Origin of the sequence: Burkholderia sp. MS389 (genome assembly GCF_016899425.1) — a bacterium.
Lineage (GTDB): Bacteria > Pseudomonadota > Gammaproteobacteria > Burkholderiales > Burkholderiaceae > Burkholderia > Burkholderia sola.
This window is the reverse complement of record NZ_CP045994.1, coordinates 344,896-369,066: the sequence shown is the minus strand read 5'-3', so window position 1 is coordinate 369,066 and position 24,171 is coordinate 344,896. Positions and strand designations below refer to the sequence as shown.

11 protein-coding genes, 6 tRNA genes and 3 rRNA genes are annotated in these 24,171 nt (G+C 60.1%); all 20 read right to left on the bottom strand.

What is annotated here, in order from left to right; all coding sequences use genetic code 11:
* Positions 1-120: 120 nt before the first annotated feature.
* Complete coding sequence (gene rpsL / locus GJG85_RS01655; RefSeq protein ID WP_006400662.1) at positions 121-501, bottom strand: 30S ribosomal protein S12; 381 nt, start codon at positions 499-501, stop codon at positions 121-123.
* Positions 502-727: 226 nt separating this feature from the next.
* Entirely contained in the window at positions 728-2,575 is a 1,848-nt protein-coding gene (gene recQ, locus GJG85_RS01650; protein WP_050013168.1) for a DNA helicase RecQ, read from the bottom strand.
* A 277-nt stretch (positions 2,576-2,852) separates the two neighbouring features.
* Positions 2,853-7,094: a DNA-directed RNA polymerase subunit beta' gene (gene rpoC, locus GJG85_RS01645; RefSeq protein ID WP_050013169.1), complete on the bottom strand. Its 4,242-nt coding sequence runs from the start codon at positions 7,092-7,094 to the stop codon at positions 2,853-2,855.
* A 21-nt stretch (positions 7,095-7,115) separates the two neighbouring features.
* On the bottom strand, positions 7,116-11,222 hold the full coding sequence (rpoB, locus tag GJG85_RS01640; protein ID WP_050013170.1) for a DNA-directed RNA polymerase subunit beta: 4,107 nt from the start codon (positions 11,220-11,222) through the stop codon (positions 7,116-7,118).
* A 381-nt stretch (positions 11,223-11,603) separates the two neighbouring features.
* A complete protein-coding gene (gene rplL, locus GJG85_RS01635; RefSeq protein WP_006477198.1) occupies positions 11,604-11,978 on the bottom strand; it encodes a 50S ribosomal protein L7/L12 in 375 nt (124 codons plus the stop codon).
* Between the two features lie 63 nt (positions 11,979-12,041).
* On the bottom strand, positions 12,042-12,539 hold the full coding sequence (gene rplJ / locus GJG85_RS01630; protein WP_011546647.1) for a 50S ribosomal protein L10: 498 nt from the start codon (positions 12,537-12,539) through the stop codon (positions 12,042-12,044).
* A 308-nt stretch (positions 12,540-12,847) separates the two neighbouring features.
* Positions 12,848-13,546, bottom strand: coding sequence for a 50S ribosomal protein L1 (rplA, locus tag GJG85_RS01625; protein WP_006482906.1), 699 nt, complete (start codon positions 13,544-13,546; stop codon positions 12,848-12,850).
* Positions 13,547-13,978 carry a 50S ribosomal protein L11 gene (rplK, locus tag GJG85_RS01620; protein ID WP_006477201.1) on the bottom strand — a complete coding sequence of 144 codons (432 nt, stop codon included), beginning with the start codon at positions 13,976-13,978 and terminating at the stop codon, positions 13,547-13,549. It lies immediately after the preceding gene.
* Positions 13,979-14,119: 141 nt separating this feature from the next.
* Entirely contained in the window at positions 14,120-14,677 is a 558-nt protein-coding gene (nusG, locus tag GJG85_RS01615) for a transcription termination/antitermination protein NusG (protein WP_006400672.1), read from the bottom strand.
* Between the two features lies 1 nt (position 14,678).
* Positions 14,679-15,059, bottom strand: a complete 381-nt coding sequence (gene secE, locus GJG85_RS01610) for a preprotein translocase subunit SecE (RefSeq protein ID WP_006482892.1) — start codon at positions 15,057-15,059, stop codon at positions 14,679-14,681.
* A gap of 42 nt (positions 15,060-15,101) precedes the next feature.
* Positions 15,102-15,177, bottom strand: a tRNA-Trp gene (locus GJG85_RS01605).
* 59 nt (positions 15,178-15,236) lie between these two features.
* Positions 15,237-16,427: an elongation factor Tu gene (gene tuf, locus GJG85_RS01600; protein WP_011350666.1), complete on the bottom strand. Its 1,191-nt coding sequence runs from the start codon at positions 16,425-16,427 to the stop codon at positions 15,237-15,239.
* Positions 16,428-16,493: 66 nt separating this feature from the next.
* A tRNA-Thr gene (locus GJG85_RS01595) sits at positions 16,494-16,568 on the bottom strand.
* 22 nt (positions 16,569-16,590) lie between these two features.
* Positions 16,591-16,664 (bottom strand) — tRNA-Gly (locus GJG85_RS01590).
* Positions 16,665-16,707: 43 nt separating this feature from the next.
* Positions 16,708-16,793: transfer RNA gene (locus GJG85_RS01585), tRNA-Tyr, on the bottom strand.
* A 1,755-nt stretch (positions 16,794-18,548) separates the two neighbouring features.
* A 5S ribosomal RNA gene (rrf, locus tag GJG85_RS01580) occupies positions 18,549-18,661 on the bottom strand.
* Positions 18,662-18,847: 186 nt separating this feature from the next.
* Positions 18,848-21,728 (bottom strand): 23S ribosomal RNA (locus GJG85_RS01575).
* 299 nt (positions 21,729-22,027) lie between these two features.
* A tRNA-Ala gene (locus tag GJG85_RS01570) sits at positions 22,028-22,103 on the bottom strand.
* Positions 22,104-22,194: 91 nt separating this feature from the next.
* Positions 22,195-22,271: transfer RNA gene (locus GJG85_RS01565), tRNA-Ile, on the bottom strand.
* A 62-nt stretch (positions 22,272-22,333) separates the two neighbouring features.
* Positions 22,334-23,866: ribosomal RNA gene (locus tag GJG85_RS01560) — 16S ribosomal RNA — on the bottom strand.
* The 16S, 23S and 5S rRNA genes sit together here with 2 tRNA genes alongside, the layout of an rRNA operon.
* Between the last annotated feature and the right edge of the window lie 305 nt (positions 23,867-24,171).

The following is a 24,171-nucleotide window of genomic DNA, read 5'->3' as shown; positions in this document are numbered from 1 at the left end:
ACAAACCCGATCACATCTTCACGACTAACCAGCTTGGCCGGGTGACCACTTACTCGACAGCACCGGCAATCCGGCACTCCCGCCTTGACCGCCCTGCGGCGATCCCTGATCAAAAACTGCTTACTTGGCAGCCTTTGCACGCTTCGCGCCGTACTTCGAACGCGCTTGCTTACGGTCCTTGACGCCCTGGGTATCCAGCGAGCCGCGAACCATGTGGTAACGCACACCCGGCAAGTCCTTCACACGGCCGCCGCGGATCAGCACAACCGAGTGTTCCTGCAGGTTGTGGCCTTCACCGCCGATGTACGAAATCACTTCGAAGCCGTTCGTCAGACGAACCTTGGCGACCTTACGGAGTGCCGAGTTAGGCTTCTTCGGCGTCGTCGTGTACACACGGGTGCACACGCCGCGACGCTGGGGGCAGTCCTGCAGGGCCGGGCTCTTGCTCTTCGTCGTTTCCGACTGACGGCCTTTGCGAACCAGTTGGTTGATGGTTGGCATTGTTTATTCCTGAAATTGAACAAAATCTGCACGCCGATTTCGGGCAAAGCGAGAATCGACGCACAGTTGACTTCCGAACCGGCGAATCGGGTGCGAACTGTCGAACGCGACTCGGCCCACCGAATACCGGAACCCAGCATGATATTCCGGAAATGCCAACTAAGTCAACGGCTTGCGTGATTTGCCGGCCGAGCGCGCGGTTTACAGCAGGGGTCGGAACGCTGTGTCAGGCCGATTCGACGACGTCGATGATCTCGTCGCCGAAGCGCTCGAGCTTGCGCACGCCCATGCCGGGGATGTGGCGCAGGTCCTCGATCGTCTCCGGCGCGTTGCGCGCGATTTCGGCGAGCGTCGCGTCGTGGAAGATCACGTAGGCCGGCACGCCGTCCGTCTTTGCGGTTTCCGCGCGCCAGGCGCGCAGCGCGTCCCACCGTGCGCGCTCGCGGGCGCCCATGCCGGCCGTCGGGTCGACGCGCGTGCCGCTGCGGCTCGACGACTGGCGCGTGCGCTGCGGCTTCACGTAGCGGCGCAGCGTGACCTTTTCCTCGTTCTTCAGCACCGGCTTCGCGGCCTCGGTGAGCACCAGCGCGCCGAAGCCGCCATGATCGACGGCCAGGTAGCCGTACGCGACCAGTTGCCGGAAAATCGCGCGCCACTCGGGCTCGGAGAGCGCCGCGCCGATCCCGAACGTGCTCAACTGGTCATGGCCGCGCTGCAGCACCTTCTCCGTGCGGCCGCCGCGCAGGATCTCGATCAGATGGCTCGCGCCGAAGTTGAAGCCGCTTGCACGCTGCGCGCGGAACACGCACGACAGCGCCATCTGCGCCTCGCGCGTCGCGTCCCAGGAATCGGGCGGCTCGAGGCACGTGTCGCAGTTGCCGCACGGCTGGCTCGCCTCGCCGAAGTAGTTCAGCAGCCGGACGCGGCGGCACGAGATCGTCTCGCACAGCCCAAGCAGCGCGTCGAGCTTCGACGTCTGCACGCGCTTGTGCGCGTCGTCCGCGTCCGACTCGTCGATCATCTTGCGCTGCTGGACGACGTCGCCGAGGCCATACGCCATCCACGCGTTCGCGGGCATCCCGTCGCGGCCCGCGCGGCCGGTCTCCTGGTAGTAGCCTTCGACGCTCTTCGGCAAATCGAGGTGCGCGACGAAGCGTACGTCGGGCTTGTCGATGCCCATGCCGAACGCGATCGTCGCGCACATCACGATGCCTTCCTCGCGCTGGAACATTTCCTGGTGTTTCTGCCGCACCTCGAACTCCATGCCCGCGTGATACGGCAGCGCGCGCACGCCCTGCGCCTTCAGCCATTCGGCTGTTTCCTCGACCTTGCGGCGCGACAGGCAATAGACGACGCCGGCGTCCGTCGTGCCGTCGGCATTCGTGTGCTCGGCGCGGATGAAGTCGAGCAGCTGCGAACGCGCGTTGTCCTTCTCGACGATCCGGTAGCGGATGTTCGGGCGGTCGAAGCTCGACACGAACACGCGCGCGTCGTCGAGCGCGAGACGATGGATGATTTCGTCGCGCGTGATCGCATCGGCAGTGGCGGTCAGCGCGATGCGCGGCACCGACGGGAAGCGCTCGTGCAGCACCGACAGCTGAATGTATTCCGGGCGGAAATCGTGCCCCCATTGCGACACGCAGTGCGCTTCGTCGATCGCGAACAGGCCGATCTTCGCGCGCTCGAGCAGCTCGAGGAAGCGCCCGGTCATCAACCGCTCCGGCGCGACGTACAGCAGATCGATGTCGCCCTCGCGCAGCGCGCGCTCGGTGGCCGCCGCCTCGGCGCCCGACAGCGTCGAATTCAGGTAGGCCGCACGCACGCCGACTTCGCTCAACGCGGCGACCTGGTCCTGCATCAGTGCGATCAGCGGCGACACGACGATGCCGGCGCCCTGCCCAGCCTCGCGGCGCAGCAGCGCGGGGATCTGGTAGCACAGCGACTTGCCGCCGCCGGTCGGCATCAGCACGAGACAATCGCCGCCGCCGGCGACGTGCTCGACGATCTCGCCCTGCTGGCCGCGAAAGGCGGAGTAACCAAAGACTTCGTCGAGTATTTCGAGGGCGCGGGACATGAATGAGACCAGGGACGGCTAAACGATGACCGCAATTTTAACAACCCGCTCGCGCGACGCGTGGCGAATCGCACGATGTTGGCCATTCGGTCAGGGTTCGTTCGCGTGCATCACGGGCCTGTCGCGGTCATACCGAAGGCGATCGCGGGGCAAGCGCCGGCGCGGCACAGGCACGTCATGCGCGTGAACGAAGGATGAAAAAAAACCGCCCGGCAGAACCGGGCGGTTTCGGTGACAGCGATGATAGCAAGGCAACGCGGCTTGCGCCGCGCCGCGCTTACTCGGCTGCTGGGTGTTGCGGCTCTTCCGCCGGCGCGCTCGGCGTGCCGAAGTCGAATGCCTCTTCCGCTGCGATCTGGTCGAAACGCTCGCGATCCGACGATTCCTTCGCCTTGCGTGCCTTGTGGAACGCGAGACCCGTACCGGCCGGAATCAGACGGCCGACGATCACGTTTTCCTTCAGGCCGCGCAGATCGTCGCGCTTGCCCATGATCGCCGCTTCGGTCAGCACGCGGGTCGTTTCCTGGAACGATGCCGCGGAGATGAACGAGTCGGTCGACAGCGATGCCTTCGTGATACCGAGCAGCACGTTGTCGTACGAAGCCGGACGCTTGCCCTCGGCGATCATGCGATCGTTCTCGTCCAGCATGTCGGAACGCTCGACCTGTTCGCCCGGGATGAAGCGCGTATCGCCGTTGTCGGTGATCTGCACACGACGCAGCATCTGGCGAACGATCACCTCGATGTGCTTGTCGTTGATCTTCACGCCCTGCAGACGGTACACGTCCTGCACTTCGTCGACGATGTAGCGCGACAGCGCCTCGATACCCTGCAGACGCAGGATGTCGTGCGGATCGGCCGGACCGTCCACGATCATTTCGCCCTTGTTGACGACCTGGGCATCGTGAACCAGAACCTGCTTTTCCTTCGCGATCAGGAACTCGTGCTGGTTGCCCTCGAGGTCCGTGATGACGAGACGCTGCTTGCCCTTCGTGTCCTTGCCGAACGACGTCGTACCGGTGACTTCCGCGAGAATGCCGGCATCCTTCGGCGAACGCGCTTCGAACAGTTCCGCCACCCGCGGCAGACCGCCGGTAATGTCACGCGTCTTCTGCGCTTCCGTCGGGATACGTGCGAGCACTTCACCGACCTGCACCTGCTGGCCATCCTTCACGGTGATCAGCGCGCCGACCTGGAAGCCGATCTGCACTGCGTGCTCCGTGCCCGGAATCTTCACTTCCTCGCCGTTCGCGTCGAGCAGCTTCACCTGCGGACGCACGCTCTTCGAAGCCTGCGAACCGCGGCGCTTCACGTCGATCACGACCAGCGTCGACAGGCCGGTCACGTCGTCGATCTGCTTCGCGACGGTCACGCCTTCCTCGACGTTCTCGAACTTCACCGTACCACCGTACTCGGTGATGATCGGACGCGTCAGCGGATCCCACGTGGCGAGCTGCGTGCCGGCCTTGATCGTCGCGCCGTCGAGCTGCAGCAGCGTCGCGCCGTACGGCACTTTGTGACGCTCGCGCTCGCGACCGAAGTCGTCGGTGATCATCGCTTCGCCCGAACGGGAAATGACGATCTGCTCGCCCTTCGCGTTCGTGACGTAGCGCATCGTCGCCGTGAAGCGAACGATACCGTTGCTCTTCGCTTCGACCGACGAAGCCACTGCCGCACGCGATGCCGCGCCACCGATGTGGAACGTACGCATCGTCAGCTGCGTGCCCGGTTCGCCGATCGACTGCGCCGCGATCACGCCGACCGCTTCGCCGACGTTCACGAGCGAGCCGCGGCCGAGGTCGCGACCGTAGCAGGCTGCGCACAAGCCGTAACGCGTCTCGCAGGTCAGCGGCGTGCGCACGCGCACTTCGTCGATGCCGAGGCGTTCGATTTCCTCGACCGCCGTTTCGTCGAGCAGCGTGCCCGATTCATACAGCGTTTCCTGCGTTTCCGGGTTCACGACGTCCGCGACCGCGACGCGGCCGAGGATACGGTCGCGCAGCGCTTCGACGACTTCACCACCTTCGACCAGCGCCTTCATCGCCACGCCGTTCGACGTGCCGCAATCGTCTTCCACCACGACCAGATCCTGCGTGACGTCGACCAGACGACGTGTCAGGTAACCCGAGTTCGCGGTCTTCAGTGCCGTATCAGCCAGACCCTTACGTGCACCGTGGGTCGAGATGAAGTACTGCAACACGTTCAGACCTTCGCGGAAGTTCGCGGTAATCGGCGTCTCGATAATCGAGCCGTCCGGCTTCGCCATCAGGCCACGCATACCGGCCAGCTGACGAATCTGAACCGCCGAACCCCGGGCGCCCGAGTCGGCCATCATGTAGATCGAGTTGAACGACTCCTGGCGCGTCTCGTTGCCGTCGCGGTCCGTCACCGGCTCCGTCGACAGCTGCTCCATCATCGCCTTGCCGACCGCTTCCGACGTTGCCGACCAGATGTCGACCACGTTGTTGTAGCGTTCCTGCGCGGTGACGAGACCCGACATGTACTGGCGGTCGTACTCCTTCACCTTCTTCGCGGCGTCGCCGACGATCGTTTCCTTCTGCGGCGGCACGAGCATGTCGTCCACGCAGATCGAGATGCCGGCACGCGTCGCGAGACGGAAACCCGACTGCATCAGCTGGTCGGCGAACACGACCGTCGCACGCAGACCGCACTTGCGGAACGCCGTGTTGATCAGGCGCGAGATTTCCTTCTTCTTCAGCGGCTTGTTCAGCACCGAGAACGGCAGGCCGTGCGGCAGGATCTCCGACAGGATCGCGCGACCGACGGTCGTCGCGTACAGCGTGATCTTCGGCACGAACGGCGGCGCGCCTTCGGACGTGTCTTCGTTGTGGACCATTTCGGTGATCCGCACGTTGACGCGCGAGGCCAGCTCGACTTCCTTGTTCTCGTACGCGCGAATGACTTCCGACACGCCCGTGAACGACAGGCCTTCGCCCTTGCCGTTGACCGCTTCGCGGGTCGCGTAGTACAGACCCAGCACGATATCCTGCGACGGCACGATCGACGGATCGCCGTTGGCCGGGAACAGCACGTTGTTCGACGCCAGCATCAGCGTGCGCGCTTCCATCTGCGCTTCGAGCGACAGCGGCACGTGAACGGCCATCTGGTCACCGTCGAAGTCGGCGTTGAACGCCGCGCAGACGAGCGGGTGCAGCTGGATCGCCTTGCCTTCGATCAGGACCGGCTCGAACGCCTGGATACCGAGACGGTGCAGCGTCGGCGCACGGTTCAGCATCACCGGGTGCTCGCGGATCACCTCTTCGAGGATGTCCCACACCACCGGCGTCTGGTTCTCGACTTCCTTCTTCGCAGCCTTGATGGTCGTGGCAACGCCCATCACTTCCAGCTTGTTGAAGATGAACGGCTTGAACAGTTCGAGCGCCATCAGCTTCGGCAGACCGCACTGGTGCAGCTTCAGCGTCGGGCCGACCACGATGACCGAACGGCCCGAGTAGTCGACGCGCTTGCCCAGCAGGTTCTGACGGAAACGACCGCCCTTGCCCTTGATCATGTCGGCGAGCGACTTCAGCGGACGCTTGTTCGCGCCCGTCATCGCCTTGCCGCGACGACCGTTGTCGAGCAGCGAGTCGACGGCTTCCTGCAGCATCCGCTTTTCGTTGCGGACGATGATTTCAGGCGCCTTCAGCTCGAGCAGACGCTTCAACCGGTTGTTACGGTTGATCACGCGGCGATACAGGTCGTTCAGGTCCGACGTCGCGAAACGGCCGCCGTCCAGCGGCACCAGCGGACGCAGTTCCGGCGGCAGCACCGGCAGCACTTCGAGGATCATCCACTCGGGCTTGATGCCCGAACGCTGGAATGCCTCGAGGACCTTCAGGCGCTTCGCGTACTTCTTGATCTTCGCTTCCGAGCCGGTGTTCTTCAGCTCGGTGCGCAGCGTCTCGACCTGCTCGTCGATATTGATCGCGCGCAGCAGTTCACGCACGCCTTCCGCGCCCATTTCGGCACGGAATTCGTCGCCGTATTCCTCGACCTTGTTGTAGTAATCCTCTTCGGTCATGATCTGCCGCGCCTTCAGCGGCGTCATGCCCGGTTCGATCACCACGTACGCTTCGAAGTACAGCACGCGTTCGATGTCGCGCAGCGTCATGTCGAGCACCATGCCCAGACGCGACGGCAGCGACTTCAGGAACCAGATGTGCGCGACCGGCGAGGCCAGTTCGATGTGGCCCATCCGTTCGCGACGCACCTTCGCCAGCGTCACTTCGACGCCGCACTTCTCGCAGATCACGCCGCGGTGCTTCAGGCGCTTGTACTTGCCGCACAGGCACTCGTAGTCCTTGATCGGCCCGAAGATCTTCGCGCAGAACAGACCATCGCGTTCCGGCTTGAACGTACGGTAGTTGATGGTCTCCGGCTTCTTCACTTCGCCGAACGACCACGAACGGATCTTGTCGGGCGAGGCCAGACCGATCTTGATCGCGTCGAAAACTTCTTCCTGTTGGACTTGCTTGAATAGATCGAGCAGAGCTTTCATTGCTTTCTCTCCGTAGTCCGATTAATTGCGGTCGAGATCGATATCGATACCGAGCGAGCGGATTTCCTTCACGAGCACGTTGAAGGATTCCGGCATGCCTGCATCGATCACGTGATCGCCCTTGACGAGGTTTTCGTACACCTTCGTCCGGCCGGTCACGTCGTCCGACTTCACCGTCAGCATTTCCTGCAGCACGTAGGACGCGCCGTACGCTTCGAGCGCCCACACTTCCATTTCACCGAAGCGCTGGCCACCGAACTGCGCCTTACCACCCAGCGGCTGCTGCGTGACGAGCGAGTACGGGCCGGTCGAACGCGCGTGCATCTTGTCGTCGACCAAGTGGTGCAGCTTCAGGTAGTGCATGTAGCCGAGCGTCACGCGACGTTCGAACATTTCACCCGTGCGGCCGTCGTACAGGCGGACCTGGTTCTTCGACGGGTTCATGCCGAGCTGTTCGGCGATGTCGTCCGGGAACGCGAGGTCGAGCATCTTGCCCATTTCTTCCTCGGTCGCACCGTCGAACACCGGCGTCGCGAACGGCACGCCTTCGCGCAGGTTCTTCGCGAGTTCGAGGATCTCGTCGTCGGTGAAGCTTTCCAGATCTTCCTGGCGGCCCGACTCGTTGTAGATCTTCGTCAGGAACACGCGCAGTTCCTCGATCTTCGCCTGACGCTGCAGCATTTCGCCGATACGCCAGCCGAGGCCCTTCGCAGCCCAGCCGAGGTGCACTTCCAGAACCTGACCCACGTTCATCCGCGACGGCACGCCGAGCGGGTTCAGCACGACGTCTGCCGGACGGCCGTCGGCCATGTACGGCATGTCTTCGATCGGGACGATCTTCGACACGACACCCTTGTTACCGTGACGGCCTGCCATCTTGTCGCCAGGCTGCAGACGGCGCTTCACCGCGAGGTACACCTTGACCATCTTCAGCACGCCCGGCGGCAGTTCGTCGCCTTGCGTGAGCTTCTTGCGCTTCTCTTCGAACGCGAGGTCGAACTGGTGACGCTTCTCTTCGATCGAGTTCTTGATCGCTTCGAGCGATGCCGCTGCTTCGTCGTCCGCGAGGCGGATGTCGAACCAGTGGTAGTGGTCGAGATCTTCCAGGTAAGCCTGGTCGATCTTCGTGCCCTTCGCGAGCTTCTTCGGACCGCCGTTCGCGACCTTGCCCACGAGCATGCGCGCGAGACGCTGGAACGCGTCGCCTTCCACGATGCGCAGCTGGTCGTTCAGGTCGAGACGGTAGCGCTTCAGTTCGTCGTCGATGATCTGTTGCGCACGCTTGTCGCGCTGGATGCCTTCACGCGTGAACACCTGGACGTCGATCACGGTGCCGCTCATGCCCGACGGCACGCGCAGCGACGTGTCCTTCACGTCCGAAGCCTTCTCGCCGAAGATCGCGCGCAGCAGCTTCTCTTCCGGCGTCAGCTGGGTCTCGCCCTTCGGCGTGACCTTGCCGACCAGCACGTCGCCCGCTTCGACTTCCGCACCGATGTACACGATGCCCGATTCGTCGAGACGGCCGAGCTGGACTTCCGCCAGGTTCGAGATGTCGCGCGTGATTTCTTCCGGCCCGAGCTTCGTGTCGCGTGCAACGACGTTCAGCTCTTCGATGTGGATCGACGTGTAGCGATCGTCCGCGACCACCTTCTCCGAGATCAGGATCGAATCCTCGAAGTTGTAGCCGTTCCACGGCATGAACGCGATCAGCATGTTCTGGCCGAGCGCGAGCTCGCCCAGGTCCGTCGACGCGCCGTCGGCCAGCACGTCGCCGCGCGAGACCTTGTCGCCCATCTTCACGATCGGACGCTGGTTGATGTTCGTGTTCTGGTTCGAACGCGTGTACTTGATCAGGTTGTAGATGTCGACACCGACTTCACCTGCGACCGCTTCGTCGTCATTCACGCGAATCACGATACGGCCTGCGTCGACGTAGTCGACCACACCGCCGCGGAACGCCTGGACCGTCGTACCCGAGTCGACCGCGCAGGTGCGCTCGATGCCCGTACCGACGACCGGCTTTTCCGGACGCAGACACGGCACGGCCTGACGCTGCATGTTCGAACCCATCAGCGCACGGTTCGCGTCATCGTGCTCGAGGAACGGGATCAGCGACGCTGCCACCGACACGATCTGCGACGGCGCGACGTCCATGTACTGGATACGGTCCGGCGTGACCATCATCGTCTCGCCGGCTTCGCGCGACGACACGAGTTCGTCGATCAGCTGGCCGTTCTCGTCGATCGCGGCGTTCGCCTGGGCGATCATGTAGCGGCCTTCCTCGATCGCCGACAGGTAGTCGATCTGGTCGGTCACCTTGCTGTCCACGACCTTGCGGTACGGCGTCTCGAGGAAGCCGTACTCGTTCAGGTGCGCGTACAGTGCGAGCGAGTTGATCAGGCCGATGTTCGGACCTTCCGGCGTTTCGATCGGGCACACGCGGCCGTAGTGGGTCGGGTGCACGTCGCGGACTTCGAAGCCTGCGCGCTCGCGCGTCAGACCGCCCGGGCCCAGTGCGGAAACACGGCGCTTGTGCGTGATTTCCGACAGCGGGTTGGTCTGGTCCATGAACTGCGACAGCTGCGACGAACCGAAGAACTCGCGGATCGCCGACGAAATCGGCTTCGAGTTGATCAGGTCGTGCGGCATCAGGTTTTCGCTTTCGGCCTGGCCGAGGCGTTCCTTGACCGCGCGCTCCACACGCACGAGACCCGCGCGGAACTGGTTTTCCGCCAGTTCGCCGACGCAACGCACGCGACGGTTGCCGAGGTGGTCGATGTCGTCCACTTCGCCCTTGCCGTTGCGCAGCTCGACGAGGATCTTGATCGTCGCGAGGATGTCGTCGTCCTGCAGCGTCATCGGGCCGACGATCTCGTCACGGCCGACGCGGCGGTTGAACTTCATACGGCCGACCTTCGACAGGTCGTACGCTTCTTCGCTGTAGAACAGACGGTTGAACAGCGCCTCGACCGCTTCTTCGGTCGGCGGCTCGCCCGGACGCATCATGCGGTAGATCGCGATGCGCGCGGCCGTCTTGTCGGTCGTTTCGTCGACACGCAGCGTCGACGAGATGTACGGACCCTGGTCCAGATCGTTCGTGTAGAGCGTCTGGATGTCCTTGATGCCCGCTTCGCGCAGCTTCTCGAGCACGCTTTCCGTGACTTCGTCGTTCGCGCTCGCGATCACTTCGCCGGTGTCGCCGTCGACGACGTTCTTCGCCAGCACGCGGCCGAGCAGATAGTCTTCCGGCACCGAGATGAACTTGGTCTTCGCGGCTTCGAGGTCGCGAATGTGCTTCGCGTTGATCCGCTTGTCCTTCTGGACGATGACCTTGCCGTCGCGATCCGTGATGTCGAAACGCGCGACTTCACCACGCAGGCGCTCGGGCACGAACTCGAGTTGCGCGCCTTCGTCCATCAGCGTGAAGTTGTCGAACACGAAGAAGTTCGCGAGGATCTGTTCCGGCGTCAGGCCGATGGCCTTCAGCAGGATCGTGACCGGCATCTTGCGGCGACGGTCGACGCGGAAGTACAGGATGTCCTTCGGATCGAATTCGAAGTCGAGCCACGAGCCGCGGTACGGAATGATCCGTGCCGAGAACAGCAGCTTGCCCGAGCTGTGCGTCTTGCCCTTGTCGTGTTCGAAGAACACGCCCGGCGAACGGTGCAGCTGCGAGACGATGACACGCTCGGTGCCGTTGATGACGAACGAGCCCGTCGGCGTCATGAGCGGAATTTCGCCCATGTACACTTCCTGCTCCTTCACTTCCTTGACGACCGGCTTGTTCGGCGATTCCTTGTCGAGGATGACGAGGCGGACCTTCGCGCGCAGCGCGGAGCAGTACGTCAGGCCACGCTGCTGGCATTCCTTGATGTTGAATGCCGGCGAGGACAGCGCATAGCTCACGAACTCGAGGCGCGCGAAACCGTTGTGCGAAACAATGGGAAATACCGATGTGAACGCGGCCTGCAAACCCTCAGGCTTACGTTGCGTCGCGGGCACATCGGCTTGCAGAAACGTGCTGAATGATTCAAGCTGGGTAGCCAGCAAGAACGGAACTTGGTGAACGATGGGGCGCTTCGCGAAACTCTTGCGAATGCGCTTCTTCTCGGTGAAGGAATATTGCATACGATCTCCGAATCACGGCGGGTGCTATCGAGGCGGAATACCTGGACGTTTCAAACCCGAGTGTTCACCGACTGAGACCCGATGGCCGTTCGACGGCTTGAACGAGCCGAGAAGCTTGGTGGTTGGCCGCTACCAACCGCTGGCTGACGGCAGCGGATGCCTGTGTTGCCCGCTACCCGACCAAACTTGCCTTCTGCAGTCGCTTCAGAAGACAAAGAGAACCGCCAATCGTGAGTGATCCATCACAACGATCAGGCGGTTTTCTTTGGCTTCTGGGGCCGATTATTCGGGCTCCCGAATGAGTGCCAGAATAACGACCCCACAAAGCACAAAAAGGCCGGCGGTGAAAATACCGCCAGCCTTCGCACAGCGCGCCGAAACTTACTTGACTTCGACCTTCGCGCCAGCTTCTTCCAGCTTCTTCTTGGCTTCTTCAGCAGCAGCCTTGTCGACGCCTTCCTTGACGGGCTTCGGTGCACCGTCAACCAGATCCTTCGCTTCCTTCAGGCCCAGGCCCGTCAGTTCGCGAACGGCCTTGATGACCGAAACCTTGTTGGCGCCGGCTTCAGCCAGGACGACCGTGAATTCGGTCTTCTCTTCTGCTGCAGCAGCTGCGCCGCCGCCTGCCGGGCCAGCGACTGCCACTGCAGCTGCCGACACGCCAAACTTCTCTTCGAACGCCTTGACCAGTTCGTTCAGTTCCAGAACGGTCATCCCTTCGACTGCTGCCAGGATGTCTTCTTTTGCGATTGCCATTTGAAATACTCCTAAATTGAATTCGGATACAGCCAGCGATCAGTAACGCTGATGCACGTTCGCTTACGCAGCTTCCGCTTGCTTCTTCTCGGCCAGCGCGGCGAGAGCACGCGCGAAGCCCGAAACAGGCGATTGCATAACGAACAGCAGCTTCGAGAGCAGTTCTTCGCGGCTCGGGATGCTTGCCAGCGCTTGCACGCCAGCCTTGTCCATCACCTTGCCATCGAACGAACCAGCCTTGATGACCAACTTTTCATTGCTCTTGCTGAAGTCGTTGACGACCTTGGCAGCAGCAATGGCATCTTCCGAGATGCCGTAGATCAGGGGACCAGTCATCTGCTCTGCCAGCGGAGCAAAAGGCGTACCTTCGACGGCGCGACGCGCCAGCGTGTTCTTCAACACGCGCAGGTAAACCTGTTGCTCACGCGCTTTCGCGCGCAGCTTGGTCAGATCGCCAACCGCAATTCCACGATACTCAGCCAGCACAACGGTCTGGGCCTTCGCGACTTGCGCGGAAACCTCAGCGACGACGGCTTGCTTGTCTTCTCTATTAAGCGGCACGGTTAGCCTCCAGAAACGATACGTTCGGCGTGGCCGGTATGGCCGAAACCTCACGTACCTCGTTCAACAACGGCGTCCGACCTCGTTAGGAGTATTTCCACCTCACGCCGCGAATCGCTTCGCGGCCTGCGGCTTCACCACTGCAAAACTTTTTCGGGTTCGCCATCTGCGTTGGCTTGAATTAAGGGATCGCCTGCCTGCTGCGCCCCACCAACGGTCTTTGATAACCGGTTGTTCGCCCTGCTGCACGAACAACCGCCCAAAGCCCATGTAGGCCGCCTCGCGAACGAAGCGGCCCGAATACTTGCTTACTGCGCTGCCAGCGTAGCCTGGTCGACGCGCACGCCGACGCCCATCGTGCTCGACAGTGCGATCTTGCGCAGGTACACGCCCTTGCTCGTTGCCGGCTTCGCCTTCTGCAGCGCTTCGATCAGCGCCGACAGGTTCGAACGCAGCGCGGTCGGCTCGAACGATGCACGGCCGATGGTCGCGTGGATGATACCGGCCTTGTCGACACGGAATTGCACCTGACCAGCCTTCGCGTTCTTGACGGCGGTTGCGACGTCCGGCGTGACCGTACCGACCTTCGGGTTCGGCATCAAGCCGCGCGGGCCGAGGATCTGGCCGAGCGTACCGACGATACGCATCGTGTCCGGCGAAGCGATCACGATGTCGAAGTCCATCTGGCCAGCCTTGATCTGCTCAGCCAGGTCTTCCATACCGACGATTTCCGCGCCTGCTGCACGTGCCTGCTCGGCCTTTTCGCCTTGCGCGAACACGGCAACGCGAACCGACTTGCCCGTACCTGCCGGCAGAACGACCGAGCCACGAACGACCTGGTCCGACTTCTTCGCATCGATGCCGAGCTGGACTGCGACGTCGATCGACTCGTCGAACTTCGCGCTCGCGCATTCCTTCACGAGGCTCAGTGCGTCTTCGATCGCGTACAGCTTCTGACGGTCGACCTTGGCGGCAAATGCCTGACGGCGCTTGGAGATCTTAGCCATTTACACGCCCTCCACAGTGATACCCATCGAGCGTGCGCTACCAGCGATGGTGCGAACGGCTGCGTCCAGATCAGCTGCCGTAAGGTCCGGCATCTTGGTCTTCGCGATTTCTTCGGCTTGAGCGCGCGTGATCGAACCGACCTTGTCGGTGTGCGGCTTGCTCGAGCCCTTGTCCACCTTCGCCGCCTTCTTGATCAGGACGGTTGCCGGCGGCGTCTTCATCACGAACGTGAAGCTCTTGTCAGCGAATGCCGTGATGACCACCGGCACCGGCAGACCCGGCTCCATGCCTTGAGTCTGCGCGTTGAACGCCTTGCAGAACTCCATGATGTTCAGGCCGCGCTGGCCCAGTGCCGGACCGACCGGCGGCGACGGGTTGGCTTTACCTGCAGGGATCTGCAGCTTGATAAAGCCGATAATCTTCTTTGCCATTTGAAACCTCATTGGAACGCCGGAGAAGGCGTTCGGTGAGTGATAACGCGCGTTCGCCGCTGGCTACTGACGCTCCTCAACGGCCATGACGCGGGCCGTAAGCGCGAAGGTGGGCAGCCGAGGCTGCCCACCGAATCGGGGTCAAACTTTTTCGACCTGGCCGAATTCGAGTTCGACCGGGGTGGATCGACCAAAGATGGTGACCGACACGCGTACACGCGATTTTTCGTAGTTGACTTCTTCGACGGTGCCATTGAAGTCCGTGAACGGGCCTTCCTTGACACGCACCATCTCGCCGACTTCGAACAGGGTTTTCGGGCGCGGCTTTTCGACGCCTTCCTGCATCTGCGACATGATCTTCTCGACTTCCTTCGGGGAAATCGGGGTCGGGCGGTTACGCGCACCGCCGACGAAACCGGTGACCTTCGCGGTGTTCTTCACGAGGTGCCACGTTTCGTCCGTCATTTCCATTTCCACCAGCACGTAGCCGGGGAAGAAACGACGCTCGGTCACAGCCTTGTGGCCGCCTTTGACTTCGACCACTTCTTCGGTCGGGACCAGGATCTGACCGAATTTGTCCTGCATGCCAGCACGTTCAATGCGCTCCTGAAGCGCACGTTGCACGCTCTTCTCCATACCGGAGTAGGCGTGCACGACGTACCAACGCTTTCCGCTCGGGGATGCCGGAGTATCGCTCATATCATTTCCAACCCAGAATCGCCGAGAAAATCACCCATTCGATCGATTTGTCGCTCAACCAGAGGAAAATCGCCATCACGAGCACGAAACCGAACACGACGAGTGTGGTTTGCGTTGCTTCCTTGCGGGTGGGCCATACGACCTTCCGGACTTCCTTGTACGAATCCTTGGCAAACGCGATGAGGCTCTTGCCAGGGGCGGACATCAGCCCGACGGCCACGCCGGCGATGATACCTACCGCCAACGCGGCACCGCGGACATACCACTGCTGATTGGCCAGCCAGAAGAAGCCCACGAATCCGGCCAACACCAGCAATACGCCCAGGGCCAGCATCAGCTTATCGCCGGAGGTATTTACAGTTTCGACGGATGGATTCGCCATAACACCTTAAAACAAATGCCACGTGGGACACGTGGCGATTTTTGGCAGGGGCAGAGGGAATCGAACCCCCAACCTTCGGTTTTGGAGACCGACGCTCTGCCAGTTGAGCTATACCCCTAAACCATGCTGGGGCCGGCTGACGCCAGCCCCAAAACTGTCGATCAACGAATAACTGGCTTACTCGATGATCTTGGCGACGACGCCGGCGCCGACGGTACGGCCGCCTTCGCGGATCGCGAAGCGCAGACCTTCTTCCATCGCGATCGGAGCAATCAGCTTCACCGTGATCGACACGTTGTCGCCCGGCATCACCATTTCCTTGTCCTTCGGCAGCTCGATCGAGCCCGTCACGTCCGTCGTACGGAAGTAGAACTGCGGACGGTAGTTGTTGAAGAACGGCGTGTGACGGCCGCCTTCGTCCTTGCTCAGCACGTACACTTCAGCCGTGAAGTGCGTGTGCGGCGTGATCGAACCCGGCTTCGCCAGAACCTGGCCGCGCTCCACGTCTTCACGCTTCGTGCCGCGCAGCAGGATACCGACGTTGTCGCCTGCCTGGCCTTGGTCCAGCAGCTTGCGGAACATTTCAACGCCCGTGCAGGTCGTCTTCACCGTCGGCTTGATACCGACGATTTCGATTTCCTCGCCGACCTTCACGATGCCGCGCTCGACGCGACCCGTCACCACCGTACCGCGGCCCGAGATCGAGAACACGTCTTCCACCGGCATCAGGAACGCGCCGTCAACTGCACGCTCCGGCGTCGGGATGTACGTGTCCAGCGCGTCGGCCAGGCTCATGATCGCCACTTCGCCCAGCTCGCCCGTGTCGCCTTCCAGCGCCAGCTTTGCCGAACCCTTCACGATCGGCGTGTCGTCGCCCGGGAAGTCGTACTTCGACAGGAGCTCGCGAACTTCCATCTCGACCAGCTCGAGCAGTTCTGCGTCGTCCACCATGTCGCACTTGTTCAGGAACACGATGATGTACGGAACGCCAACCTGACGCGCCAGCAGGATGTGCTCACGCGTTTGCGGCATCGGGCCGTCTGCTGCCGAGCAAACCAGGATCGCGCCGTCCATCTGCGCTGCGCCCGTGATCATGTTCTTCACATAGTCAGCGTGGCCCGGGCAGTCGACGTGTGCGTAGTGGCGGTTAGCCGTTTCGTACTCGACGTGTGCCGTGTTGATCGTGATGCCGCGCGCCTTTTCTTCCGGTGCCGCGTCGATCTGGTCGTACGCCTTCGCTTCGCCGCCGAACTTCTTCGTCAGAACCGTCGTGATCGCTGCCGTCAGCGTCGTCTTGCCGTGGTCAACGTGACCAATCGTACCAACGTTCACGTGCGGCTTGGTCCGCTCAAATTTACCCTTGGCCATTTTCGACTCCCAGAAGGAATTTCACAGGTTGCGCCGCGCGCAAACAAGACACTGACTTTTTACTGCTGGTGCCCATGGGCAGGATCGAACTGCCGACCTCTCCCTTACCAAGGGAGTGCTCTACCACTGAGCCACATGGGCGCTACGCTTCAACTTAGCGGTCTGGAGCGGGTGAAGGGAATCGAACCCTCGTCGTAAGCTTGGAAGGCTTCTGCTCTACCATTGAGCTACACCCGCACGGGCCACTAACGATTCCTTGCCGCTCACTGCGCTGATATCTTGGTGGAGGAGGTTGGATTCGAACCAACGTAGGCGTAAGCCAACAGATTTACAGTCTGCCCCCTTTAGCCACTCGGGCACCCCTCCGTAGAGAACTGACGATTATGGGGGTGCATCGCACTCCTGTCAAGCATATCTGGAAGATTATTTTCACTCTCTTCCCGACTTCCGCTTCCCACCGATCCCCGCTCTCGCCCGGCTAAGGCAAGCGCGAGATGTTGCCGACCGGCGCCACATCTTCGTCAGACTCCGCCTTCAACGCCGATCTGCATCTGCGCTAAAAACGAAAGACCGCCATCATACGATCTCTTTCGCATAATGCCAAGCGGGTAGACACAAAATTTCGGCAAATTTCGTGCCGGGCGGGTTTGGTGAGCCGGCTGTGGTTGCTCGCGGGAGGGTTGGTGGTGCTTCCGGCGCGCAATCGCGGTCCGGCAGCCGGTGCCGCGGACCGCCTGGTGGTCATTTGCCGCGGGCGCCGTGTACGGGCGGGCGTCCTTCTCGCGGTTGCAGCGGGTCAGCCCCATCACCGAATTCGGCCACAGTCGTGTTCGACGGCCTCATGGGAACGCACGATACTCGTCTGGAGTCGCTCTCCCACACCGGCACAAGGCTCCATGCGCCCGCTTGCTCTGTAACGACATTCTTCGTGGTTGCAGCTGCCCCTGCCACGCTGCGGCAGGGGCCCGGCGCCACACGCGGCCGATCGGGAAGATCCGACTGCAGGCCTGGCTGATGGCTTCTCCGCGGAGCCCGGGAGGGATGCTCGGCGCCTGGGGCGCATCAGCAGTTGAAGACCGCACTCGAAGCCGAGTGCGCGGGTTGGGCGCCCATCGGGTAGCGCGCGCACAACGGATGAATCGGCACGCACTGGTCCGACGATGTCCCCGAGGATAAATCCTGGCGATTCTGCGGGCCCTGCGATGCTTACAGCCGCTACTCGGCGACGACGTGCGTGGAGGTCCAACCGTCCCCATAACCTTCCCGCCACCGCATCGATTGGTCCTCATGCTCGGCGGCCCTACGCCCCTTCGTGGAAGGCGCCTAACGCCACCGGCCGGCTTATCGCAGCGAATCTTTGCGTACAGTCGATATCGCTACTGCTCGTGCCGCGCCCGCCTCGCCCCTGGACACGAATATCCGCGCCGGATTCGACGCAGGCGCCTTCGCCGTACCTCACGCATCCGAAGTCGTTATAAAACCGATATATGGCGCCAGAGCGTCGACATCCAACGTGCGCTGTCCGGCAATGCTCAAGCTGACGCGCGATCATAGCTAGAACGCGGTACACGAGCTGACCTGCCGGAGGCTCTCAGTTCGGCGGTCCGAATACGATACGCGCCGAACGCGCGCCAAGCGTCGGCGCAGTCAGCACATAGCCCGCGCCGGCGGGGAAACAGCGAGTCCGCGTAGGCGGCGCAGCCTATTCGCTCATCGAGGAAATCTACGCGCTACTGGACGGTCAACGAGTGGGCGTCAGAAGAGACTGCGCCGGTTTTTGATCTCGTCCGGCCCGCTACGCGCACGGCGCTGGCGGCCCCTCGGTCGGGTCTCTTTGATCAAAGATGGAGTAGACGAGGTGGCGGGCTGCAGGAAGCGGGTCGCGCAATCGCGCTCGTCGATATACGTTTGCGGGGAGCAAATTGCGGTTTTGATCGAAGATACGGTCGATAATCGGCGGAATCGCCGGAGATGGAAGCGGTTGGGGGAGTTTGATGCTGCAATGGTTTACGGCAGAGGAGCCCGGCGTACGTAGCCTCGGTCACGCCTCGCCACATGCTTTTTGGAATGCCGAAATGCAAAAACCCCCGCCTTTCGGACGGGGGTTTTTGGCTTGAGGGAGCCTGACGATTACCTACTTTCACACGGGAATCCGCACTATCATCGGCGTAGAGTCGTTTCACGGTCCTGTTCGGGATGGGAAGGGGTGGGACCGACTCGCTATGGTCATCAGGCAAAGGGGGTTGTTGTGCTGGCTTCGCAGCACAACCAATCCTGGAAGAAGCAGTAATTGAGTTGGGTTGTGAGCTGTATCTCACACGTACGCGGTAGTTCAACCGTCGTACGTCGAGTGCCTCACACTCGACGCTCGATGTCCGTAAGCGCTAAAGCGCTAACGGGCATCGAGACAGACTTGTTATAGGATCAAGCCTTACGGGCAATTAGTATCAGTTAGCTGAACGCATTACTGCGCTTACACACCTGACCTATCAACGTCCTGGTCTCGAACGACCCTTCAAGGGGATCTAGTCCCCAGGGATATCTCATCTTAAGGCGAGTTTCCCGCTTAGATGCTTTCAGCGGTTATCTCTTCCGAACATAGCTACCCGGCGATGCCACTGGCGTGACAACCGGTACACCAGAGGTTCGTCCACTCCGGTCCTCTCGTACTAGGAGCAGCCCCCTTCAAATATCCAACGCCCACGGCAGATAGGGACCAAACTGTCTCACGACGTTTTAAACCCAGCTCACGTACCTCTTTAAATGGCGAACAGCCATACCCTTGGGACCGGCTACAGCCCCAGGATGAGATGAGCCGACATCGAGGTGCCAAACACCGCCGTCGATATGAACTCTTGGGCGGTATCAGCCTGTTATCCCCAGAGTACCTTTTATCCGTTGAGCGATGGCCCTTCCATACAGAACCACCGGATCACTATGACCTGCTTTCGCACCTGCTCGACTTGTCGGTCTCGCAGTTAAGCACGCTTATGCCATTGCACTATCAGCACGATTTCCGACCGTACCTAGCGTACCTTCGTACTCCTCCGTTACGCTTTGGGAGGAGACCGCCCCAGTCAAACTGCCTACCATGCACTGTCCCCGACCCGGATCACGGGCCAAGGTTAGAACCTCAAACAAACCAGGGTGGTATTTCAAGGACGGCTCCACCGAAACTAGCGTTCCGGTTTCATAGCCTCCCACCTATCCTACACAGATCGGTTCAAAGTCCAATGCAAAGCTACAGTAAAGGTTCATGGGGTCTTTCCGTCTAGCCGCGGGTAGATTGCATCATCACAAACACTTCAACTTCGCTGAGTCTCGGGAGGAGACAGTGTGGCCATCGTTACGCCATTCGTGCAGGTCGGAACTTACCCGACAAGGAATTTCGCTACCTTAGGACCGTTATAGTTACGGCCGCCGTTTACCGGGACTTCAATCAAGAGCTTGCACCCCATCATTTAATCTTCCGGCACCGGGCAGGCGTCACACCCTATACGTCCACTTTCGTGTTTGCAGAGTGCTGTGTTTTTATTAAACAGTCGCAGCCACCAGTTTATTGCAACCCCTTCACCCTCCTGGCGCAGGCCAGTCAAGCTACAAGGGCGTACCTTATCCCGAAGTTACGGTACCAATTTGCCGAGTTCCTTCTCCCGAGTTCTCTCAAGCGCCTTAGAATACTCATCTCGCCCACCTGTGTCGGTTTGCGGTACGGTCATCGTTAGACTGAAGCTTAGAGGCTTTTCTTGGAACCACTTCCAATTGCTTCGCTCCCTAAGGAGCTCGCGCCACACCCTTGAATTGCGCGCCCGGATTTGCCTAAGCGCCTTCTCCAATGCAGCGACCGGGACTTCCAACACCCGGACAACCTTCCGCGATCCGTCCCCCCATCGCATCTAACAATGGTGCAGGAATATTGACCTGCTTCCCATCAGCTACGCATTTCTGCCTCGCCTTAGGGGCCGACTCACCCTACGCCGATGAACGTTGCGTAGGAAACCTTGGGCTTACGGCGAGGGGGCCTTTCACCCCCTTTATCGCTACTCATGTCAGCATTCGCACTTCCGATACCTCCAGCACCCTTTACAAGGCACCTTCGCAGGCTTACGGAACGCTCTCCTACCATGCGAGCAAGCTCGCATCCGCAGCTTCGGTATATAGCTTAGCCCCGTTACATCTTCCGCGCAGGACGACTCGATCAGTGAGCTATTACGCTTTCTTTAAAGGGTGGCTGCTTCTAAGCCAACCTCCTGACTGTTTTAGCCTTCCCACTTCGTTTCCCACTTAGCTATATTTGGGGACCTTAGCTGGCGGTCTGGGTTGTTTCCCTCTTGACACCGGACGTTAGCACCCGATGTCTGTCTCCCGTGATTGCACTCTTCGGTATTCGGAGTTTGCTATGGCGGGGTAATCTGCAATAGACCCCCCAACCATGACAGTGCTCTACCCCCGAAGGTGAGACACGAGGCACTACCTAAATAGTTTTCGGAGAGAACCAGCTATTTCCAGGTTTGTTTAGCCTTTCACCCCTATCCACAGCTCATCCCCTAACTTTTCAACGTTAGTGGGTTCGGACCTCCAGTACGTGTTACCGCACCTTCATCCTGGCCATGGATAGATCACCTGGTTTCGGGTCTACGCCCAGCAACTGAACGCCCTATTCGGACTCGCTTTCGCTACGCCTGCCCTATACGGTTAAGCTTGCTACTGAACGTAAGTCGCTGACCCATTATACAAAAGGTACGCCGTCACCCCTTGCGAGGCTCCGACTGTTTGTATGCATGCGGTTTCAGGATCTATTTCACTCCCCTCCCGGGGTTCTTTTCGCCTTTCCCTCACGGTACTGGTTCACTATCGGTCGATCACGAGTATTTAGCCTTGGAGGATGGTCCCCCCATCTTCAGACAGGATTTCACGTGTCCCGCCCTACTTGTCGCACACCTAGTTCTTTCATACTGTTTTCGCCTACAGGGCTATCACCTGCTATGGCCGCACTTTCCAGAGCGTTCGGCTAACAATACAAATAAAGAGTGCAAGGCTCATCCCATTTCGCTCGCCACTACTTTGGGAATCTCGGTTGATTTCTTTTCCTGCGGTTACTTAGATGTTTCAGTTCACCGCGTTCGCTTCACTGGACCTATGTATTCAGTCCAGGATGACCCAAAAGGGCCGGGTTTCCCCATTCGGACATCTACGGATCAAAGCTCGTTTGCCAGCTCCCCGTAGCTTTTCGCAGGCTACCGCGTCCTTCATCGCCTGTGATCGCCAAGGCATCCACCACATGCACTTGTTCGCTTGACCCTATAACGAGTCTGTCTCATCTTTCGACGCGACAGTCGCTACAGGTTGAGTTCTCGCGTTGTGCCGTATTCCAAAATCGAGCCGAACAATGAAGTTCGAATCATCTTGAGATACATCGATACAATCACAACCCGGATAACTTCCACGTCCATCTCGAGACGCTTCCGCTATCCAAATTACTTACTTCTTCCAGATTGTTAAAGAACGACAGCCGATATCTGTTGATATCCTCTGACTGGCTCAATCGCCAATGACAAAGACTCGAACGACGCTTTGTTCGAACGCTTGTCATTGAAGATTGGTGGAGGCAGACGGGATCGAACCGACGACCCCCTGCTTGCAAAGCAGGTGCTCTCCCAGCTGAGCTATGCCCCCATTGAGTACAGATGACCTCAGGTACTACAGCCTATCGGCATGGGCTGCTCGTAAGCGCTAAAGCGCTAACGATCACCGACACGTCAGACAATGGTGGGTCTGGTTGGATTCGAACCAACGACCCCCGCCTTATCAAGACGGTGCTCTAACCGACTGAGCTACAGACCCCTGAGTCTGTCTTTGATTTACAGCCGATAAGCGTGAGCGCTCAACTTTGCGAGAAGCTCTGGAAAGGAGGTGATCCAGCCGCACCTTCCGATACGGCTACCTTGTTACGACTTCACCCCAGTCATGAATCCTACCGTGGTGACCGTCCTCCTTGCGGTTAGACTAGCCACTTCTGGTAAAACCCACTCCCATGGTGTGACGGGCGGTGTGTACAAGACCCGGGAACGTATTCACCGCGGCATGCTGATCCGCGATTACTAGCGATTCCAGCTTCATGCACTCGAGTTGCAGAGTGCAATCCGGACTACGATCGGTTTTCTGGGATTAGCTCCCCCTCGCGGGTTGGCAACCCTCTGTTCCGACCATTGTATGACGTGTGAAGCCCTACCCATAAGGGCCATGAGGACTTGACGTCATCCCCACCTTCCTCCGGTTTGTCACCGGCAGTCTCCTTAGAGTGCTCTTGCGTAGCAACTAAGGACAAGGGTTGCGCTCGTTGCGGGACTTAACCCAACATCTCACGACACGAGCTGACGACAGCCATGCAGCACCTGTGCGCCGGTTCTCTTTCGAGCACTCCCGCCTCTCAGCAGGATTCCGACCATGTCAAGGGTAGGTAAGGTTTTTCGCGTTGCATCGAATTAATCCACATCATCCACCGCTTGTGCGGGTCCCCGTCAATTCCTTTGAGTTTTAATCTTGCGACCGTACTCCCCAGGCGGTCAACTTCACGCGTTAGCTACGTTACTAAGGAAATGAATCCCCAACAACTAGTTGACATCGTTTAGGGCGTGGACTACCAGGGTATCTAATCCTGTTTGCTCCCCACGCTTTCGTGCATGAGCGTCAGTATTGGCCCAGGGGGCTGCCTTCGCCATCGGTATTCCTCCACATCTCTACGCATTTCACTGCTACACGTGGAATTCTACCCCCCTCTGCCATACTCTAGCCTGCCAGTCACCAATGCAGTTCCCAGGTTGAGCCCGGGGATTTCACATCGGTCTTAGCAAACCGCCTGCGCACGCTTTACGCCCAGTAATTCCGATTAACGCTCGCACCCTACGTATTACCGCGGCTGCTGGCACGTAGTTAGCCGGTGCTTATTCTTCCGGTACCGTCATCCCCCGACTGTATTAGAGCCAAGGATTTCTTTCCGGACAAAAGTGCTTTACAACCCGAAGGCCTTCTTCACACACGCGGCATTGCTGGATCAGGCTTTCGCCCATTGTCCAAAATTCCCCACTGCTGCCTCCCGTAGGAGTCTGGGCCGTGTCTCAGTCCCAGTGTGGCTGGTCGTCCTCTCAGACCAGCTACTGATCGTCGCCTTGGTAGGCCTTTACCCCACCAACTAGCTAATCAGCCATCGGCCAACCCTATAGCGCGAGGCCCGAAGGTCCCCCGCTTTCATCCGTAGATCGTATGCGGTATTAATCCGGCTTTCGCCGGGCTATCCCCCACTACAGGACATGTTCCGATGTATTACTCACCCGTTCGCCACTCGCCACCAGGTGCAAGCACCCGTGCTGCCGTTCGACTTGCATGTGTAAGGCATGCCGCCAGCGTTCAATCTGAGCCAGGATCAAACTCTTCAGTTCAAACCTGTTACTGTTTTCGGTTCCGTAGAACCGGTCGCTCACTCAAAGCTGACAGGAATATGAATCACTTCATAAACCTGACTTACTTTAGTGTGAGACTCTTGATACTTTCGCTATCTGATCCGAGGATCAGCTCGCTTTCATCAAGCGCCCACACTTATCGGCTGTTAATTTTTAAAGAGCATTCTGCGAGGAACTCCGTGTTTCCCGGCAGCGCTGCGTTTTCAGCAGCAGAGAAGCGAGATTATGAACCGCGTTTCGCAGCTCGTCAACAACTTTTTACACTACATCGTTGCGACTGCGGG

Excerpts from the sequence above, each read along its gene's own strand:
- rpsL (WP_006400662.1), bottom strand. The coding sequence starts at position 501 with ATGCCAACCATCAACCAACTGGTTCGCAAAGGCCGTCAGTCGGAAACG.
- recQ (WP_050013168.1), bottom strand. The coding sequence starts at position 2,575 with ATGTCCCGCGCCCTCGAAATACTCGACGAAGTCTTTGGTTACTCCGCC.
- rpoC (WP_050013169.1), bottom strand. The coding sequence starts at position 7,094 with ATGAAAGCTCTGCTCGATCTATTCAAGCAAGTCCAACAGGAAGAAGTT.
- rpoB (WP_050013170.1), bottom strand. The coding sequence starts at position 11,222 with ATGCAATATTCCTTCACCGAGAAGAAGCGCATTCGCAAGAGTTTCGCG.
- rplL (WP_006477198.1), bottom strand. The coding sequence starts at position 11,978 with ATGGCAATCGCAAAAGAAGACATCCTGGCAGCAGTCGAAGGGATGACC.
- rplA (WP_006482906.1), bottom strand. The coding sequence starts at position 13,546 with ATGGCTAAGATCTCCAAGCGCCGTCAGGCATTTGCCGCCAAGGTCGAC.
- rplK (WP_006477201.1), bottom strand. The coding sequence starts at position 13,978 with ATGGCAAAGAAGATTATCGGCTTTATCAAGCTGCAGATCCCTGCAGGT.
- nusG (WP_006400672.1), bottom strand. The coding sequence starts at position 14,677 with ATGAGCGATACTCCGGCATCCCCGAGCGGAAAGCGTTGGTACGTCGTG.
- secE (WP_006482892.1), bottom strand. The coding sequence starts at position 15,059 with ATGGCGAATCCATCCGTCGAAACTGTAAATACCTCCGGCGATAAGCTG.
- tuf (WP_011350666.1), bottom strand. The coding sequence starts at position 16,427 with ATGGCCAAGGGTAAATTTGAGCGGACCAAGCCGCACGTGAACGTTGGT.